The sequence below is a fragment of the Bacteroidota bacterium genome (assembly GCA_021300195.1).
Lineage (GTDB): Bacteria > Bacteroidota > Bacteroidia > J057 > JAJTIE01 > JAJTIE01.
Window position 1 is genome coordinate 23843 of the sequence record JAJTIE010000014.1, and the last position, 19098, is coordinate 42940.

General features: G+C 59.6%; 14 protein-coding genes. 3 read left to right on the forward strand and 11 right to left on the reverse strand.

The genetic code is table 11. The features are described 5' to 3' along the window. Nucleotides 1-99: 99 nt before the first annotated feature. From LW884_03815 to LW884_03850, 8 genes are all read right to left on the reverse strand, one after another. On the reverse strand, nucleotides 100-2424 hold the full coding sequence (locus LW884_03815) for an ATP-binding protein (protein MCE3007459.1): 2325 nt from the start codon (nucleotides 2422-2424) through the stop codon (nucleotides 100-102). A gap of 48 nt (nucleotides 2425-2472) precedes the next feature. Next, nucleotides 2473-3033, reverse strand: coding sequence for a biliverdin-producing heme oxygenase (locus LW884_03820; GenBank protein MCE3007460.1), 561 nt, complete (start codon nucleotides 3031-3033; stop codon nucleotides 2473-2475). Between the two features lie 135 nt (nucleotides 3034-3168). Beyond that, nucleotides 3169-4899: a S41 family peptidase gene (locus LW884_03825; protein MCE3007461.1), complete on the reverse strand. Its 1731-nt coding sequence runs from the start codon at nucleotides 4897-4899 to the stop codon at nucleotides 3169-3171. Beyond that, complete coding sequence (yidD, locus tag LW884_03830) at nucleotides 4896-5135, reverse strand: membrane protein insertion efficiency factor YidD (protein MCE3007462.1); 240 nt, start codon at nucleotides 5133-5135, stop codon at nucleotides 4896-4898. Before yidD ends, LW884_03825 begins: the two co-directional genes overlap by 4 nt. 81 nt (nucleotides 5136-5216) lie before the next feature. Continuing rightward, nucleotides 5217-6962: a hypothetical protein gene (locus tag LW884_03835; GenBank protein MCE3007463.1), complete on the reverse strand. Its 1746-nt coding sequence runs from the start codon at nucleotides 6960-6962 to the stop codon at nucleotides 5217-5219. Between the two features lie 236 nt (nucleotides 6963-7198). After that, nucleotides 7199-7648 carry a T9SS type A sorting domain-containing protein gene (locus LW884_03840; protein MCE3007464.1) on the reverse strand — a complete coding sequence of 150 codons (450 nt, stop codon included), beginning with the start codon at nucleotides 7646-7648 and terminating at the stop codon, nucleotides 7199-7201. Between the two features lie 166 nt (nucleotides 7649-7814). Next, nucleotides 7815-9428, reverse strand: a complete 1614-nt coding sequence (locus LW884_03845; GenBank protein ID MCE3007465.1) for a hypothetical protein — start codon at nucleotides 9426-9428, stop codon at nucleotides 7815-7817. Between the two features lie 79 nt (nucleotides 9429-9507). Beyond that, the gene (locus LW884_03850) at nucleotides 9508-10800 is read right to left on the reverse strand and encodes a hypothetical protein (GenBank protein ID MCE3007466.1); all 1293 of its coding nucleotides are present in this window, start codon (nucleotides 10798-10800) and stop codon (nucleotides 9508-9510) included. Between the two features lie 132 nt (nucleotides 10801-10932). Between LW884_03850 and proS the strand changes: the two genes are divergently transcribed. Further along, nucleotides 10933-12405, forward strand: coding sequence for a proline--tRNA ligase (gene proS / locus LW884_03855; protein ID MCE3007467.1), 1473 nt, complete (start codon nucleotides 10933-10935; stop codon nucleotides 12403-12405). Nucleotides 12406-12491: 86 nt separating this feature from the next. Then, on the forward strand, nucleotides 12492-13637 hold the full coding sequence (locus LW884_03860) for an anhydro-N-acetylmuramic acid kinase (protein MCE3007468.1): 1146 nt from the start codon (nucleotides 12492-12494) through the stop codon (nucleotides 13635-13637). Here LW884_03860 and LW884_03865 read toward each other — a convergent pair. The 3 genes from LW884_03865 to gatB all read right to left on the reverse strand — a co-directional run bounded on the left by LW884_03865 (nucleotide 13634) and on the right by gatB (nucleotide 17726). Then, nucleotides 13634-14650, reverse strand: a complete 1017-nt coding sequence (locus tag LW884_03865) for a quinone-dependent dihydroorotate dehydrogenase (GenBank protein MCE3007469.1) — start codon at nucleotides 14648-14650, stop codon at nucleotides 13634-13636. The genes LW884_03860 and LW884_03865 overlap by 4 nt on opposite strands. 100 nt (nucleotides 14651-14750) lie before the next feature. Continuing rightward, entirely contained in the window at nucleotides 14751-16193 is a 1443-nt protein-coding gene (locus LW884_03870; GenBank protein MCE3007470.1) for a redoxin domain-containing protein, read from the reverse strand. A 72-nt stretch (nucleotides 16194-16265) separates the two neighbouring features. Then, nucleotides 16266-17726, reverse strand: a complete 1461-nt coding sequence (gene gatB / locus LW884_03875) for an Asp-tRNA(Asn)/Glu-tRNA(Gln) amidotransferase subunit GatB (GenBank protein ID MCE3007471.1) — start codon at nucleotides 17724-17726, stop codon at nucleotides 16266-16268. 436 nt (nucleotides 17727-18162) lie between these two features. Here gatB and LW884_03880 point away from each other — a divergent pair. Further along, the coding region (locus LW884_03880; GenBank protein ID MCE3007472.1) for a hypothetical protein at nucleotides 18163-19098 on the forward strand (936 nt) is incomplete at its 3' end.

Sequence of the window (19098 nt, forward strand, 5' to 3'; positions counted from 1 at the left end):
AGTTCTGATACAAACGCGCGGGCTGCCTGTTCATACACATAGGCAGCCCGCGTTTTTTGTCCACTTGTCGTTGCAGTCAGTACACTGCTGCCAGCCTGTCTACGCCTCCGGTGGCCGTTCCCACAGGCTAAAGTAGAAGGTGGCTCCCATGTGGGGTTTGCTCTCGGCCCATATCCGCCCCTTGTGGCGGTGCACAATGCGGTAGGCAGTAGCTAGCCCAATGCCATGGCCGGGATACTTACTATCGTCATGCAGCTGTCGAAACGGTACAAACAGCTCCTGCATCCGGTGGTCAGAGAAACCAATGCCGTTGTCTTTTAGATAAAACACGGTACGCCCGTTGTGCTCCAGCTTACCACAGGATATCTCGGCCACTTCGCGCTCTTGGGTAAACTTCAGGGCATTGCTCAGCAGGTTCTGCATGAGCATTTTCAGCAGGATGGGGTCTCCAATGGTATGGAGGTTCTCTTCCATATGCCAGTTGATCTTTCGCTGCGGATACAGGCGCTGCGCATCCATGATTAGCGTACGCATTACCTGTCCCAGGTTTACGGGTTGCACCTGCATTTGCTGCACATTTAGGCTCGATAGCCTGAGCAGGTGCTCCAGCATATCACTCAGCTGGCCAGCCCGGTTTTTTATGTTTCCAATCAGCTCCTGCTCGGCCCGCACGTTTTGCAGGGCATCATTGGCGGGTGGGGGGGCTGCCAGTCCATTCTCCAGCTGTTCGGCAAGGCCCCTTATGGCCTGCAGGGGCTCTTTTAGATCATTGCCTATGCTTTCGGCAAAGGCACGTGCCTCCTCGTGCATAAACTCCAGCTGGGCGGTTTTCTCTTCCAGCTGCATACGCTTGTTCTCCAGCCGCTGGGCGTGGTGGGCCAACAGCGTTAGCAGCAGGTTTCGGGCCTCCTGGGCCAGGGTTGCTTCCCAGTCAGTCCAGGGTTTGGATTGTCCCTTCACCTCTTCCTTCCACTTCGCAAAAGACTTGCGGGGAGACAGCCGAATGCCCGGCTCATCCTCACCCGTTTTTTCTTCCACCTTTGCATGCTGTGGGTCTCCGCCCCAGTATACGATCTGTGATTGCTCCTTGCGGAAGAACAGCAAGTAAGAATGATCGAAGCTGCTGAGTGGGAGGGCCATGAAGCCAGGCAGCAAAACATCCTCTCGTGTTCTTAGCTGGGGTATATGCTGGCCGCTGTAGGTGGCGAAGAAGTTTGTCGACTTCACCAGCTCGGGTACCCGCTCCATCAGGGCACTCAGCTGCTCTAGCCTGGGTACGCTGCCCTCATGCGCCTGGCGGTCTCCGTGCACCAGTATGCAGCCATGTGCTTCCATCAGCCCCATTAGCTTGTCCAGCTCGGCAGAGATGGACGTCCAGTAATTTTCGGTGCGCAGCAGGCGCTCCAGCATGCCAGTCAGGATACTTTTAGACTGGCTCTCGGCCTTCTGCTGGGCTGCCAGCAGCTTTTCCTTCAGCATGAGGCTAAAGATCTGGCCAATGAGAAGCGCCTTCCGGCGGGCCACCGCCCCCAGGTAGTAGGGGCTGTAGTGGTGGCAGGCCACCATGCCCCACAGCTCGCCATTCAGGAAGAGGCTAATGACCAGTGTGCCCACTACCCCCATATTGCCCAGGTACTCAATGTGCAGGGGCGATACAGCCCGCAGAGTGCTCAGGCTCAGGTCCAGTGGCTTTTGGGTGGCCGGGTTTAGCATGGGCACTAGCTGCACGGGGTCGTAGTGTATGTCCGGTATCATGCGGATTACGTTGCGCCGATACAGCTCGCGTGCCTGGACCGGTATATCCGTGTGCGGATAGTGAATGCCCAAAAAGGGCTGTAGGTCTGCCCGTTTGGCCTCGGCATAGATCTCGCCATTCCATTCGTGGTCAAACTTGTAGATCATCACCCGGTCATAGCCGGTGATGGATCGGATCTCATCTGCCACGGCCTGGCAAAAGTGCTGCTCGCCCTCTATGTCTTGCAGGTTTGTAAAAGCCTCATTGAGCTGGCTGAACTGTCCGCCAAACATTTCGTCCGGATCGTAGGCACTGGGCTCCATCTCCAGGATAATTAGCCCATCCTGCTGGAACAGGTTGATGTTCCATAGCCCAAAGCGTCCCCAGTCTACATGCGACAGATAATAGGGGGTACCCCCTGCTCCTTTCTGTACACTATTCAGCGTGCGGTGCAGGAAGTTTATCTGGTCTTCGGAGAGGATGCTGCTGAGGGGGCGGCCCAGCAGGTCTTCGGGGGCCAGGTGGATATAGCTGCGGGTGTTTCCGCTCACCTGGTTTATCACCAGCGTATCGGCCTCCATGGCTAGCAGCACACCATGGCTCTGGATAAAGCCGGGAATGTGGATCGGCTCCTTCTCGCAGTTGTGCAGGTCGTACCGTTGCTGCTGTTGTTGTAGCTTTACTCTCATGTTCTATCTCGTTTGGTCGTTGGTTGGCCTGGTTTTGGCGGGCTATGGCTATAGCCAGCCCGCCAGCAGCTGGTAGGTATAGGTGGCGGCAGCGGCTACCTGGTCTGCACTTCCATCGTCTTCGGCTGCTGCCAGTTTTTGTTGTATTGCCTGCCACAGGCTGTCTGTCTCTTCCTGTGGTTGGTCAAAGTAGTCAAGCTGAATGGGTGGCGTTCGGCTAGCCAGCTGCCTGTGTATGTGTATGCCACCCAGGCGCGACCCCTCCAGTACATAGAATGCCCCCAGGCCCCAGCCTTTCTGCTTGCGCTCGGGGGGGAGTTCCCAGTCGGGCAGGGGTGCTTTTTCGTGGCTGCTGCCTATTCGCTTCAGGTCGGCCTCCAGGTCGTGCACGCGCTTGCTGGGCGCATAGTCCATGGGCAGGATGGGCCAGTCTGTCGACTGGGCAATGTGTGCCTCCAGCACCCGGTGCATGCCATAGTACTTCAGCAGCGTTTTTGTCAGGTCTTCCGCCCTTAGCTCCTTCTGGGCCATCAGTCTGCCTAGCTCACTTTTTACAAGCGTATCGTGTAGCCCTCTGGTGGTTGTTTTTAGTAATGTGCCAAGTGCCATATTTTCAACCAGTAGTTTATGTAGACCAGGTATGGACGCAATGCAGAAAGCGGCCAGCTGCAAAATCAGCTTTCCGTTTGTCTTACTTACGGAGTAGTGCGGGCCGGGGTTATGGCTGGGGCCAACCTTTTCTGCCTACTCATCGGATTCGCGCATGGTAGATTGCTTCTCATCATCCACCGCCTCTTCCAGGTTCTGGTTTAGCCGCAGGCTGCCATCCAGCAGCTGCGCATAGGTGGTGGAGATGCTTAGTGCCTCCACCGCCTTTTGTATATAGGGGTCCTCGCTAAAACCGGCCTCAATAAAGCCCGCCTGGTTGTAGTAGCGGCGTGCGATCTCCTCGCGCAGGATGAGCTTGATTTCCTCCTTGTAGTCCTGAATGTCTTGCTGCTTCTGCAATGTAATGGTTTGTGCCAGCTGGTCGTAGGCGGGTTTTACAGCTGCATAGTATTTTTCTTCAGCCAGCATCTTCTCCAGGTTCTTCAGCTCTTGGGCAAAGCGGCTTTCGTACTCGAAGCGGGCGGCCGCTACATAGGCTACAAACGCCTGATACAGTTCGTCCGTTACCCGGAAGTCTCGTGCAGGGCCTATCTCCGGGTGGTTTCGGTGATACTGTGTAGCGAAGTCGAAGATCAGGTCCTTGCTCACCAGTTCCTGGGTTATCTGGTGGTACCGGGTTCTGGGCACGATGATGTCTGGAAATATGCCGCCGGCATCGGTTACCGGCCGTTTGTTTCGGGTATAGTAGGTGCTACGCAGGCTGTCGGCTATTTTTACCACGCTACCCCCCTTTTCCCGGTGGCTATAGTCTATGGCCTGTATGCAGCGGCCACTGGGGGTATAGTAGCGGCTGGTGGTCATCTTTATCTGGCTGCGGTAGCTAAGGGGGCGGGTGGTCTGCACCAGGCCCTTTCCGTAGCTGCGGCGGCCTATGATTACGGCCCTGTCCAGGTCTTGCATTACCCCGCTCACAATTTCGCTGGCACTGGCACTATGCCCGTCTATAAGTACAGCCAGCGGGATGTGGGTGTCGATGGCTGTATTCTCGGCCAAGAAACGGCGGAAGCTACCTTCCATCTTCCCTCGGGTTTCCACCACCTTTTCGCCCTTGGGGATGAACACATTGCTTACGTTTATGGCCTCGAATAGCAGTCCGCCCGGGTTTCCGCGCAGGTCCAGGATCACGCCTTTTAGCCGCTCATTCTTTTTGAGGGCGGTCAGGGCCTGCACCACTTCGCTGCCTGCATCTTTGGTAAAGCCGGATAGGCTGATGTAGCCAATCTCGTCGTTCACCATGCCATAGTAAGGCACATTGTTCACCTTGATGGTTTCGCGGGTGATGTCTACCGCGAGGGGCTTGGCCTCCTGTATGCGGTTCACCAGCAGTTTTACACTGGTGCCCGGGGTGCCCCGCAGCAGGTTCCGCACATCCAGGGTGCCCAGGGTGGTGCCGTCTACGGCCTGGCCATCTATCTGCAGGATCTCGTCTCCTGCCCGCAGGCCCGCCTTGTACGCCGGTCGGTCTGGGTAGCACTCGCGCACCATTATCTTCTGGTTGCGCTTGGTAATGATGGCCCCAATGCCGCCATACTGCCCGGTACTTTGGTACTGGTAGTCCTCTATCTCGCTGGCGCTGATGTAGGTGGTATAGGGGTCCAGGCTGGATAGCATGGCGTCCAGGCCGATGCGGATGAACTCGTTTGGCTCAATGTCATCCACATAGTTGTTGTCTACCTCGCGCAGTACCTTGCCAAAGATGTCTATGTTTTTGCTGATCTCGAAATAGTGGTCGCCTGGCCTGAAGGCCAGCCACAGGGCCGCACCGGCTAGCAGTGCGATAAAGAGGGGTGTACGTAGCTTTTTCATGACAATTTTTTGGGTGCAGGTATCGGATCATGGCCATGCCCACCCCAGGGGTGGCAGCGGGCTATCCGGCGTATGCCCATCCAGCAGCCCCGCGCCCAGCCATGTGCCCGCACAGCCTGCACGGCATACTCGCTACAGGTGGGCGTATAGCGGCAGGCCGCAGGGAATAGTGGGCTAAGGGCATACTGATAAAACCGGAATAACCCCAGCACCAGCACACGCATAACGCCGTTCAGAATCTGCAAGAAAGATACCAGCATGGTAGAACAACGTTCAAGTTAGGCTAAAATAGGTGAATGTTGCAATGCTTTTTTGGCTTAGAACTGGGCAGCCAGGCCCAGGTGCACCCGGCCCCGATCCGGAGCGAAGGGGAGGCCGGGCAGTGTGCCCACAGCATAGCTCAGTAGCAGCTGGCCGGCGGGGGTGGGCAGGCTGAAGGCCAGGCCGGTGGCAATGGGCTGGATGGGGGTGCGATCATCCAGCACCGTGCGCTCCATATAGCCCCCTTCGGCAAATAGGCCCATGTAGGCATCCCGGCTCAGGCGCAGGCGCAGCTCCACATTGCCCAGCAGGTACTGGCTCACCAGAAACTGATTTTCGTTGAAGCCGCGCAGGGAGCTAGCCCCGCCGATAAAGCTGAGGTCATTCTGGTAATACTCCTCCAAGCCCAGCCAGAAGTAGCGTGCCCCCAGTACCCAGGTAAAGGCCTGCATGGGCAGGTAGGCAGTGGCAAACAGGCGTAGCTCCTGCCGGGGCTGCCGCTCCAGCAGGCGGGTTACGTCCAGGCTATCCAGGCCTGCGGGACGGCCAAACTCCTTGGTGCCCACGGCGAGGTCCGAACCCAGCTCATAGCCCTTTCGGGGGTTTAGCAGGTAGTCTATCCGGGTGTAGCGGAAGCCCACGCCGTACAGCGTGTTATCCGAGTCCAGGTTTGGTGGGGGGGGCCACACCACCCGGCGGAAGGCGGTGGTGCTGAGCAGGCGTGAAACAAAGCGCCGGTAGGTAAACAGGCCGGTGAGGTAGGGGGTAAACTGATACGAACCCTCCAGGCTCAGGGTACGGTTCAGAAAAGTGGTGTCGCGCCGCAGTAGGCTGAAGCCGAAGGCCCCGCTAAGGGGGGTGCCCAGCAGGTAGGGGTAGCGAAAGGAAAAATCGAGGTTCTGGCTCTGGTCTGGCAGTAGTTCCAGCTTCAGGCTGATGACCTCGCCCGCGCGGAAGGGGCTCACCAGCCGGAAGTTGCCCGAGCCTGTCCACTGTAGGCGCTCGCCCTCTTCCCGGGGAGGCAGAAAGCCCACTACCGCCTCAAAGCGGTTGGCCTTTCGGGCTGTGGTCTCTATCCGCAGCCGGGCGCTATCTGGGCTGTAGAAAATGCGGGGTGCCTGGGTGTTCTGGAAGTAGATTCGGTTGTCCATCAGGATCGGGATCTGCTCCACGCGGTCGCGTGCCAGCACATCGCCCGGCCGCAGGCGTATCAGGTTGTGCACCAGCTGGGGCCGCTCGCGTATGTTTCCCACAATCTCTATCTCGCTGATGTAGTAGCGCTTGCCCGGGTGCAGCACATACTGCGGCCGCACGTTGTAGCCCGGCTGGCGGCCCTGTGCTGTGGGCTGGTAGTGCAGCGTTCGTAGTTCTACCCGCGCAAAGGGGTAGCCCAGCTGCTGGTATAGCGCCAGCAGGGCATCTAGCCGCAGCTGCAGCAGCTGTGGGCGGTAGGGGCCGGGCTTGTCCAGGTCTGCTTCGCGGATAAGGCCGGGGTCGGCCCCTAGTACCTCCAGGCTATCCAGCCAGTAGCGGGGGCCGGGCCGGGCCAGCAGCATCACCCGCCTGCCCGTGCTGTCGGGCACCATCAGGCTATCTATCTGTGCCTCCAGGTAGCCTAGCTGCTGCCAGCTGTCTAGCAGGCGGCCAGCCAGCCCCTCCAGGGGTTTCCCCTTCTGTCGTCTTGCCGCCTTCGCCAGGGCCTCGGGCAGGCTATCTGGCAGGGGTGCCCAGTTTTTCAGGGTCTGCGCCTGCACAGGGCGCATGGGGCACAGTGCCAGGCCCAGAAAAATACCCATTGCCAAGCCCGCCACCAGTGGGCGTAGGCTTGTTCCTGCTAGGTATCCTGGTTTTCTCCCTGCACCCATTGGGCCCGGCTTTTGTTGCGTGTGGCAGATACACGGGCGCACAAGCTACACCCCGCTGCCTGCATCTGCCCCGCACCCGGCACTACCGAAGAGGAGGCACCACAACTCCCTACAGCCAGACCCTCAGTTTCAGCCTGCCAGCCCGGCCGGGGGTGCTGATCGTAGCCCGGCGCTTATCTTGATACAATGAGCTTGCGCGACTGTACAATTTTACCTGCCACCTCCAGGCTACAGAAGTAGATGCCCGGCTGATAGTTCTTTACACTTAGGCGCAACGAACCATTGGCCTGCTCTAGTACAAATTTCTCAACCTCCTTGCCCAGCATGTCATACACCCGTACGGTGGCCGCCGAAAAACCGTTTTGCAGCTCGTACTGCAGGGTGGCAAACTGGTTCGCCGGATTCGGGTAGGGCTGGCCCAGCCCTCCGGTCAGGCTCTGGTCTGTCGCCCGGGTGGCGGGCGGGGCAGACTGGTTCAGCACGTATGCCAGCTCGGTGCCTGTCTGCACCTGCGGCTCGTCCCTTAAGCCCGCATATTCAGGATAAGCGAAGCGCTGAGCCCAGCCGCTCGATGTAGCTGCTAGCAGGCCTGCGAATAGGAAAAGTGCATAAAGAGGCTTCATACGCGTTCTCTTTTCGGGTTTATTCAGATTGCCGAATATAAAGGTACGGGCATTGGTCTAAAAAAGCTAACGATTCGGAGGCCGAAACGGTCAATTCATACATGAATTTTCTACACCGTTTCTTCATACAGGGCTGTCTTCTGTGTGTGCGTATGGGTATCCGGGTCTAGCGGAAGTAGATGCCCACCGTAGTCATAATGGTCAGGAGGTTTTCCTGGATGTAGGCATTGTTGGCAAAATTATCGGATACATAGGTGGTAGCCAGGTCGTCCTGTATGCGGTACATGCCAGCCACATTCAGGTACACGCCACTCTCGGCCCGGTAGCCCAGGCCTCCGGTTATAAACTGCCGACTGTCCATCATGTGCTGCAGGTCTCCCTGGGTATCCAGGTAGCGGCGGCCCTTCTCATTGTACACACTGGCGTAGTAGGCATAGCCTCCCCGGATGTAGAACTGCTCGGCCACGCGGAACTCTGCCCCGATGCGAAAGTTCAGGCCGTAGTCGAAGAAGTTGTCTATACTCCGGTTCAGCCCGCTGAAGACAGCGCGGGTGGCCCCCGGGTTGGGGTCCAGGTCTTCGGTGCTGCGCAGGTTAGTTACCCGGTAGTCCGTAAACTCCACATCGGCGGACAGGAGGCCAATCTTATCGATCAGGTACATGGTGCCAAAGTTGAGGCGGTAAGGCAGTACCATGCGGTAGTTGAACTCGTTTTCGGCACTGGCCTTGGTGTCCTGGTTGCCAAAGTCGTCGCGCAGGCTCAGGCTGGTGCTGAAGCGGTCTCGCATGCTTAGCAGGCTAGGGCTGTGCAGGGCCAGGCCCATGCGCAGCTGGCGTATGGGCTGGTAAGTAAAGCCCACACTGGCATTTACGCCCACCCCACTGGTGCGCACCTCTTGCTCGTACTGCAGCTGGTCTATGGGCAGTATGGCCAGGTCATCCGGGTCCAGCTCGTTCACCCGGTTTACATCCCGCTCGGTATAGGTGCGGGTTTGGCGCCAGCTCAGGTCGTTGATGCCCAGTTTGGCCCCGAAGTAGAACTTGTCGTCATAATTCCCCCCCCAGGCAAAGGCCCATTCATTGTGGCGGCCCCGCTCACGGTACTCCACCGTCTGCTCGATCTGGGCAATGTCAAAGGCCCCCTGATACACGTAGTTGCCAGTACTTTCATCATAATCGGGCGCGGGGCCGATGAGGTACACAAACTGCTGCTGGTTGCCATTCACCGTGGCATCGAAGCCGGTGTTGTACGCCATGTCTGCCAGCTCGGTGGCGCCGTACACATAGCCCGGGTCTTTGAATAGGTCCGCCTCGGGTATTCCATTTGCCTGCTCTGCCAGGTCGTGGCTAAAGCTGCTGAAGACGTTGAAGCCCGTTACCGTAGCGCGGCGCAGGTAGTTGCCCAGCTGGTTGTAGCCCACAGCAAAGCTCCAGCTTTTGAGCTGCCCCGCAGGTTCGGTATTGGTAAACACCAGGCCGAAGCTGCCGATGCCCGGCAGGGCGCGGCTATCACTGCCGCTTACATCCAGGTAGTCGGTGTTGCTGCTGGAGATATTCAGGTAGGGACTTATGCTGATGTCGGACCCCCGATACAAGCCCAGGCCCGCCGGGTTCAGGGTGGCACTGGTAAAGTCGGCCCCCACAGCGGTGTAGGCACCGGCCATGCCCAGGCTACGGGCCGTGCCGGTAGGGTTCATCTGGTTGAAGCGGTGTGCGTCTTGCAGGGTTTGGGCTTGCGCATAGGTCATCAGGCAGCCCAGTATACAGAGGATGCGTTTCATATATCAAGCGGGTAAAAGCAGAAAAGGTGTGTGGACAGGTAGGGTAGTGCGGTACACGGCGGTGGGCATACACACAGGCTTATCGGCCTCGGCCCCCACCCCCACTACTGCGGCTAGGCGCGGTGCGCGCTGGTGCCTGTCGGCTGGGCGTGTACGAGGGCCTGCTGGGTGTATAGGTGCGGCTAGGCGCATTGTTGGCGGGTGCAGGCCTGCTAGGTGCCGGTGTATAGGTGCGCGTGGGGGTCGTTTTGTTTTGGCTGGGCGTGTAGCTACGGCTGGGTACGCTTCGGCTGGGGCTGTAGGTGCGGCTGGGCGTACTGCTACGGCCCGGCACCGTATAGGTACTGCGGCTGGGCGCGGTGCCCCCACCTGGGCTGGCACTGCGTGTGGGCGTAGTGGTTTTGTACTGGTTGGCGCGGTTTTGCGGGCTGCTGTAGTTGGATCGGCTGTTGGTGCCCACACGTTCGGCCCCACTGCCCCCGCCCGTGTTGTACTGCACGGCCCGTCCGCCACTGGTTGTTTTGCCCACCCCTGTGTTGTAGCTTGGGTTGGTGCTGCCGCGGTACACGTTGCGGCTGCCGGCCCCACGTGGGCTGGCATACTTGGTGGTGTAGCCATAGTAGCCACGGTGGTAGTAGCCGCCGTAGTAGCCACCATGATAGGCGGGGCCATACCAGGGGTCGTACCAGCCACTGTAGTAGGGGTTGCCCCAGCCCCACGGCCGGTATCCCCAGCCGGTGCCGTAGCCTACACCCCCCCAGCCCCAGCCGTAGCCAATGGATACGGACACACCTGAGCCATAGTAGGGCCTGCGCCAGCCATACCAGGGGTCATTCCAGTAGGGGTGGTGCCAGTAGGGGTTGAAGACGGGGTCCGGCCCCGGCATTACGTATACCACCGTGGGGTTATCCCAGCGGCGTATCTGGTTGGTATAGTATAGGTCTTCTTCGGCCTCTTCGTTGTAGTAGCGCTCGCCGTTGCCATTATCTCCTTCATACTTGTCGGCCTGGTTGGCCTCATAGCGCTGTTCGGCCTCATAGTTATGGTTTCGGCTGTCCGGCTGGCCCTGCACATCATCCTTGTACCCGGTCCCGTTCGGGTTATCCTCGGCGGGTGCAGGCTCGGCCTGCTTGTCGCGGCCGTTCAGCTCATCGTCCAGCTCATTCAGGTCTTCATCCATGTCGCCATAGGCCTTGGCTTTGCGGTCCTCGGCCTCCTGTTTCTGTGTTCGCTTGCTTTTGCCCTTGTCTTTTTCCTTTCGGTCGCTGGGCGCGGCGTATACGTCGTCCTGCGCCCGCACAGCCAGGGGGGCTAGCAGGGGTGCTGCCAGCAGGCCCAGGGCACATATTTTTATGATCAGGTACGTTCTCATCTCTTGGTGTATTTTTCTTTGCGTTCCCGTATGTATGCACAGGCATCTCTATGAAATACGTGCAATAACCATACCATAGTTTCTTTCCAGTGCTTTTCGTTGCAAATTTGCCCAATAGAACACACCAAAGATATGGCAAAAAACCTGAGTACACGTGCCGAGGACTATGCCGAGTGGTACAACCAGCTGGTGGTACAGGCCGATCTGGCCGAGCATAGCGGCATAAAGGGCAGCATGGTGATCAAGCCCTATGGCTATGCGATATGGGAGAAGATGCAGCGTATACTGGACGATGCCTTCAAGGCAACCGGACACCAGAATGCCTACTTCCCGCTACTGATCCCCAAAAGCTACCTGAGCAAGGAGGCGGCGCACGTAGAGGGATTTGCCAAAGAATGTGCCGTGGTAACCCACTACCGGCTGAAGACCAGCCCGGACGGCAAAAGTGTGGTGGTGGACCCCGAGGCTAAGCTGGAGGAAGAGCTCATTATACGCCCCACCAGCGAGACGGTGATCTGGAGTACCTTCAAAAACTGGATACAGAGCTACCGAGACCTGCCCCTGCTGATCAATCAATGGGCCAACGTGCTGCGCTGGGAGATGCGCACCCGCCTCTTCCTCCGCACCTCCGAGTTCCTGTGGCAAGAGGGACACACCGCCCACGCCACACGCGCCGAGGCCATAGCCGAGGCGGAGCAGATGCTGAAGGTGTATGCCCATTTTGCCGAGCAGTACATGGCTATGCCCGTGCTGCAGGGCATCAAGACCGCGAATGAGCGCTTTGCCGGTGCCGAAGAGACCTACTGCATAGAGGCCCTGATGCAGGACGGCAAGGCCCTGCAGGCTGGCACTAGCCACTTCCTGGGTCAGAACTTTGCCAAGGCGTTTGATGTAACCTACCTGACACGCGAGCAGCAGCCCGAGTACGTGTGGGCCACCAGCTGGGGCGTAAGCACCCGCCTGATGGGTGCCCTGGTGATGACCCACAGCGACGACCACGGGCTGGTGCTACCCCCCCGCCTGGCACCCATCCACGTGGTGGTGGTGCCGGTGTACAAGAGCCTGGAAGACCTGGCCCACATAGGCCAGCAGCTGGCCCCGCTGATAGCCGAGCTGCGCGCCGCCGGCTATACCGTAAAGCTGGACGATGACGACACCAAGCGCCCCGGCTGGAAGTATGCCGAATGGGAGCTGAAGGGGGTGCCCCTGCGCCTGGCCGTAGGCATGCGCGACCTGGAGAATGGCGTGGCAGAGGTCTTCCGCCGCGATACGCTAACCAAGGAAAGCCTGCCCCTGCCGGGCCTGGCCCAGCGGCTGGCAGCTCTGCTGGAGGAGATCCAGCAGAGCCTGCTGGACAGAGCCCGTAGCCGTATGCAGGCACAGACGTATACTGCCGACAGTTACGCAGACTTCAAGCAGAAGCTGGAAGCCGGGGGCTTTATCCGCGCCCACTGGGACGGCACTACCGAGACGGAGCAGAAGATAAAGGACGAAACCAAGGCAACCATCCGCTGTATACCGCTGGATGAGCCGGCAGAGGCAGGCACCTGCATCTACAGTGGCCAGCCCAGCAGGCAGCGCGTGGTGTTTGCCCGCGCCTATTAGGGCTCCCGGCTCCTTTGCGCTTTGGGCCACAAGTTGGAGGGCTTGCCTGTGCTTACAGACGCTACCTAAGAGTTTCAATACACGGCATGAAAGAATACGAGGGCCTGGGCCTGATGAGTGGCACCAGCGGAGACGGGCTGGATGTGTGCTATGCACGCTACCGGCAGCAGGGCGATGCCTGGCAGGGCGAGATACTGGAGGCTGAAACCCTGCCCTACACCGACGACTGGCACCACCGGCTGATGACGGCACCCCAGCTGGGTGGCGAGGCGCTGGCCAAGCTGCACACGGACTATGGCCACCTGCAGGGCCTACTGCTCCGCCAGTTTGTGGTGCGGCACCGGCTGAAGCCCCAGTGGGCGTGTGCCCATGGGCACACCGTGTTTCACCAGCCCAAGGCGCAGCACTTTAGCCTACAGATAGGCGATGGCGAAACCCTGGTAACGTACCTGGACTGCCCCCTGGTGACCAACCTGCGGGCGCGTGATGTGGCCCAGGGAGGCGAGGGAGCCCCCCTGGTACCCCTGGGCGAGCAGCTGCTATTTGAGCATGCCCTGTTCCTGAACCTGGGCGGGATAGCCAACCTGAGCGCTTTTGCACCCCAGGGGGCAGGCTGGCAGCTGTTTACCCAAAAAGGCCCTAAACCCTATGTGGCCTACGACCTGGCACCCTGCAATATGGTGCTGAACGAGGTGCTGCACTGGGCCAGGCCCGACCTCCCTTTTGATGAAGGGGGCCAGCTGGCAGCGCAGGGCCAGCTACTACCGCTGCTGTATGAGCAGCTGGAGCGGCTCCCCTTCTACTACCTGCCGCCACCCCGTAGCCTGGGCCGGGAGTTTATGCTAGCCGAGGTGCTACCCCTGCTGGAGCCCTACCGCGCGCAGGTGGCAGATGTGCTGCACACCTGGTGCCAGCATGTGGCCAGCCGCCTGGTGGCAGAGCTGGACCGCTATGGCATACACGACAGTAGCATCCTGCTAACCGGGGGTGGGGCGCATCACAGCTTCCTGCTGCAGTGCCTGGCCCAGCGGCTAGCCGCCCTGCGCATCACACCATCGCTCCCTTCTCCGCGCATTATCGACTTCAAGGAAGCCTACATCTTCGGCTTCCTGGGCCTGCGGGCCCTGCTGCGCCAGCCCACCGTGCTGCCCGCTGTTACCGGTGCCCGTGTGGCTGTCTGCTCGGGCAGCATCCACCTGCCCGAGCACTGGGCCACCCCGCTGCTGGGCTAGCTCTTGGGGCCGTGTAGCCGTGCATTCAGGTAGGCCAGTATCTGCGGCACAAGGCCCGGGCCTGCATATATGAAGCCCGTATATACCTGTATCAGGCTGGCACCGGCCTGTAGCCGCGCATGGGCCGTGGGGCCATCCAGTATGCCCCCTACGCCCACAAATGGAACTTGCTGCGGGGCCAGGTGCTCGGCTATCTGCTGGGCACGTGCACACAGGGGTGCCCCACTCAGGCCGCCCGCCCCCAGTGCCTCTACCTGGCTGGCAGCGGTGTGCAGGCCCGCGCGGGATAGGGTAGTGTTTCCGGCAATCAGGCCCGCAGTGCCGGTATCGCGTACTACTTCGCCGATCTCTTGTAGCTGCTCCTCGGTCAGGTCTGGCGCAATTTTTAGCAGAATGGGTTTGCCCAGCTTATTGAGTGCCTGCAGGCTGCCCAGTATCTGCACCAGGGCCTCCCTGCCCTGCAGCTGGCGCAGGCCCGGGGTGTTCGGGCTACTCACATTCACCACGAAATAATCGGCCAGGGCCTGCAGCCGGCTGAAACAGCGTACATAGTCCTGCACGGCCTCCTCATTGGGGGTATCCTTGTTCTTGCCGATGTTTGCCCCCACTATCAGCCCCTGGGGCCGCTGCTCCAGGCGCTTGGCCATGGCCTCCACGCCCTCATTGTTAAAGCCCATGCGGTTTAGCAGAGCCTGGTCCTTCGGTAGCCGGAACAGACGCGGCCTGGGGTTGCCTACCTGTGGCCTGGGGGTTACGGTACCCACCTCCACAAAGCCAAAGCCCAGGCGCTGCCAGAATGGCAGCAGGCGGGCGTCCTTGTCCAGGCCCGCCGCCAGCCCCAGGGGGTTGGGAAACGAAAGTCCGAAGGCCTGAGTGGCCAGCGCCGGGTACTGGCTGGCATCCTGGCCGGGTACCAGGCGGCCCAGTGGGCTGCCTGCCAGCCGCAGCGCCAGCAGGTGGGCGCGCTCTGCGTCCAGCCCGAAAAAAAACGGCTTTAGAAGGGATCTATACATCACATTGCTCAGGGTAGTGCCCAGGCCCATATCTCCACTTCACGGCGGGCCCGCATGGGCTTAGCCCACTCCTACGGGTCCTCGTGGTAGGGCGAATAGTTTATTTGGATTTTTCTGCCAGCAGTTCCTGGATCCGGGCCTCCAGCTGCTCGCCCCGCAGGCCTATGGCGGCTACCCTGCCCTGCCGGTCTAGCAGGAAGGTGTTGGGGATGGAGTTTACCTGGTAGGCGCGGGCGTGCTTGCTCTGCCAGAAGCCCAGGTCGCTCACATGGTAGGGCCATGTCAGCTTGTCTTGCTCAATGGCCTTTACCCAGTTGTCCTTTTCCTTGTCCAGGCTTACGCTGAAGATCTCGAAGCCCTGATCTTTCAGCCGACTGTACATGGCCACTACGCTGGGGTTTTCGCGGCGGCAGGGGCCGCACCAGCTGGCCCAGAAGTCTATGAGTACTACTTTCCCCTTCAGGTCGCTCAGCCGGTAGGTTTTGCCATTCGGGTTCACTTCTTCTATCTCCGGGGCCTGCCCACCTACGCGCACCATACCCGCTATGTAGGTCAGGTTCTTCTGCACATTGGCCGAGAAGTGTGTGTTTGGGTAGGCCTGCAGGTACTGCTTGCCCAGGCGGTAGTACAGCTCGGTAAAGTCGGGGCGCTGATCCTGTACATTTGGGTCTGCCGCGCCGTCCAGTGCTGCCAGCATAAACACCTCATGCGCCCGGCTTCCCGGCTTCAGGCTTTCCGCATAGGGTTGCAGGGCTTTTTCCACCTCGTCTATTGGCTGGCCGTAGCTGCCCATCAGGCTGCTTACATAGCTGCGTACACGCTGGTAGAACATGGGCATGTACCCCAGCTCTTCGGCCTGAAAGGGCACCCGCCGCAAAAATTCGGATTTGAAATAGGCGGTTTGGGCCTCTGGGTTGTTCTCCTCTCCAGCCTTGGCCTGGTAGGGGGCAAAGTAGTACAGCACTGCCAGGGTGCCCAGCAGGTCTTTCCGCTCAAGGTAGCCCTGGTGGTAGCGCACCTGCACCTGTGCCAGCGAGTCTAGCTTTGCCTTTGCGCCCTGCGCCCGGCTTGGGTCCTGCTGCGCCAGCTGCATGTACTGCTGTGCCAGCTGCTGCTGCTGCTGCTGCCACAGTTGGGTTTGGCGTACAAAGTCTTGGGCCGCCGTGTTTAGCGCATCGTCTTTGTACGTGGTGGCCCAGGTGCGGGCATCGGCAGTAAGCTCAATTTGGCCTTGTGTATCGATGAGCAGCAGGGTACCCTGTAGCTGGTTCTGGTCTGCCAGGGTGCCCAAAAAGTACCCACCCGCATGCGGTACGCTAGCCTGTAGGCTAAACCGGCCATCGGCCTGCATGGCAGCTGCACCCAGCGGCTCGTAGTAGCTGCCTATGGCCTGGTAGAGGAAGATACTGTCTTGGCTATAGTTCGTTATCTGGCCCTGTAGCTGCAGCCGGTGTGCCTTGGCCCCGTGTGCGCTGTGTGCTGCCTGGCTGCAGGCGGATAGAAACGCAAGTACAAGAAGGACAAGGGAGTGGAGGGGTAACATAAATGGAAGGTAGATGATGGGTTGGTATAATAAACGAAAACAGGCGGGGATACGGTGGGCAAGATAGCCTGGCTATACGGGCTGGTCTTCGGCCAGGGACTGTAGGATTAGTTCATTAATTACCTTGGGGTCTGCCTTGCCGCCGCTTGCCCGCATGATCTGGCCTACAAAGAAACCGAGCAGGCCCGTTTTGCCACTGCGATAGGCAGCTACCTTATCCGGGTTCTGTGTCAGCACTTCGGCTATCATAACCGTTAGTTGTGCCGTGTTGGTTTCCAGCAGCAGGTCCATCTCGGTGGCCAGGGCATCGGGCGCGGCGCTGGGCTGCTGCAGTAGGGCGGGCCACAGCTGGTCTTTGGCGGCACTGTGGCTTATTTTTCCGGCATCTATCAGGTGTATCAGCTGCCCCAGGGTTTCGGGGGAGAGGGGGAAGGCCTCCAGCTCGATGGCATATTCATTCAGGTAACTTTTTATCGGCCCGTTCATCCAGTTGGCTGCTGCCCGGGGGTTCTCGGTGTGCTGCAGCACAGCCTCGTAGTAGTCGCTGTAGGTCTTGCCCTCCGTCAGCAGGCCCGCGTCGAAGTCGCTTAGTCCCAGCTCCTGCGTATAGCGTGTGTACAGGGCCTCGGGCAGGCTGGGCAGCTGGGCGCGTAGCCGCTCCAGCAGGTCTGGGCCAATGTGCAGGGGCTGCAGGTCGGGCTCGGCAAAGTAGCGATAGTCGTCCGCCGTTTCCTTATCGCGCAGCAGGGTAGTTTTGCCCGCCACGGCATCCCAGGTGCGCGTTTGCTGCTGTACGGCCTCGCCTGCTTCCAGCAGGTTTATCTGCCGGTCTATCTCGTAGGCTATGGCTTTGCTTACGTTGCTTATGGAGTTTACGTTCTTCGTCTCCGTGCGGGTGCCCAGGGGGGTTCCGGGCTTGCGCACACTCACATTCACATCCACCCGCAGGTTGCCCTCCTCCATGTTTCCGTCGCACACGCCCAGGTAGCGCACCAGCTTTCGCACCTCGCCCACATAGGCGGCGGCCTGCTCGGGCGTGCGCATGTCCGGTTCGCTCACTATTTCTATCAGGCCTACGCCTGCGCGGTTCAGGTCTATCAGGCTCTCAAAGGGGTCCTGGTCGTGCAGGCTTTTCCCGGCATCCTCTTCCAGGTGTATGCGGGTAATGCCCACGTGCTGCTTCTCGCCCCGCTCGCCGGTGCGGATGGCCAGGTAGCCGCCCCGGCAGATGGGGGTGTTGTCCTGGCTGATCTGGTAGCCCTTGGGCAGGTCGGGGTAGAAGTAGTTTTTGCGTGCAAAATGGCAGTGTTCGGCTATCTGGCAGTGGGTGGCCAGCCCCATCAGGATGGCCAGCTCCACGGCTCTTTGGTTCAGCACCGGCAGCACCCCCGGTAGCCCCAGGCTGAGCGGGCTAATGCGCGTATTGGGTGCGCCGGCAAAGCCCACCGCGTCGGACGAAAAAATCTTGCTCGCGGTGCTGAGCTGTGCGTGTATCTCCAGGCCGATAACGGCCTCGTATCCCCGAAACATCATAGCCGCAAAGGTACAGAGTCTTGGCGTGCGCGGCCCCGCCATGCTGCCACACATCCGGCGGAGGAAGCAGTTTTTTTTTGTTTTTCGAACGATTCAGGCACTGTTTTTTCCCATTCAGCCATCTGGTAGCGAAAATCCTTGCAAGTATTCCTATTTTTGGGCGTTGGAGCGTGGGAGTGCAGCCTGCATACAGCACACAGCTGTACAGATTGTTGCTCCCGATGCCTCGTATTTTGAAATTTGCCAAAGCCTGAAGGTTTTAAATCGTATTTTAACTTCTGCCATGCAGCCTTATTCATTCCGTTTTCGGCGCTTGTTCCTGTTCTTATTTCTTGCCTGCTTCCTAGGGGCCTTTTCGGCGAGGGCGCAGTTTTCGAACCAGCGGATCATCTCCGAACCCTCCTCCTACACGGCTGGAACACCCTTCAATGTGGTTGTGCGCGTGGATTTTGAAGACGAATCGGGCTTCGATTGCGGTGTGGCCGATTTTCTTGCGTATGTGGGTGTGGATATGCCCAGCGACTGGAGCGTTACGAATGTAGCCACCACCATACCCGGTGTGCCCACGCTCCCTCCGGATGCCAGCAGCCTGACGGCAGCCCTTACCACTGGCCCCCCTTTTGGACCAGGCTGCTCTGCGGCTTCCGTAAACCAGTACGATGCTTATTTCTTCAGGAACACTGCTCTATTCTGCGAGAATCCAACTTCTTTCGATTTTACAATAACCTTTTCACCTGGTAGCGCTCCGTCCTTTCCCGGTTTTAATCTGGTGGTTTCTACCTACGCGGGGGGGGCTACCTTCTTTCCTACTGCACAGGATTGTCCAGATAACAACATTGTAGATCGCTTGTCGCTACAGGGCGGTACCATCGCCGCCAATCAGGCCATCTGCGCGGGCAGCGACCCCGCTGCCTTTACCAGCACGGCTGCCGCCAGCAATGGCACTGCCCCCTATGCCTACCAGTGGCAGAGTGGGCCCAGCAGCACCGGCCCCTGGACAGACATTACAGGCGCAACAGCCCAAACCTACGACCCCGGGGTGATAGCCGCCGCAGGCACCACCTACTACCGCCGCCGCGTGCGCGATGCTGCTGCCCCCGTAGCCGAGGCCTTCAGCAATGTACTGAGCATTACCACGACGGCTGTTCCCACGGCCAATGCTGGCCCCGACCAGAGCGGCGCTACTGCCGTATGCGGCACCACGGCCACACTGGCCCCCACCCCCGCAGGGGGTAGCTGGAGTGTGGTAAGCCAGCCGATGGGAGCGAGCGCCAGCCTGAGCGGCAACACCGCCGGGAACCTGACGCTGCCCGGCACCTACACCTTCCGCTACACCGTGGTGGGCACAGGCGGCTGCCCCAATGCCACAGAC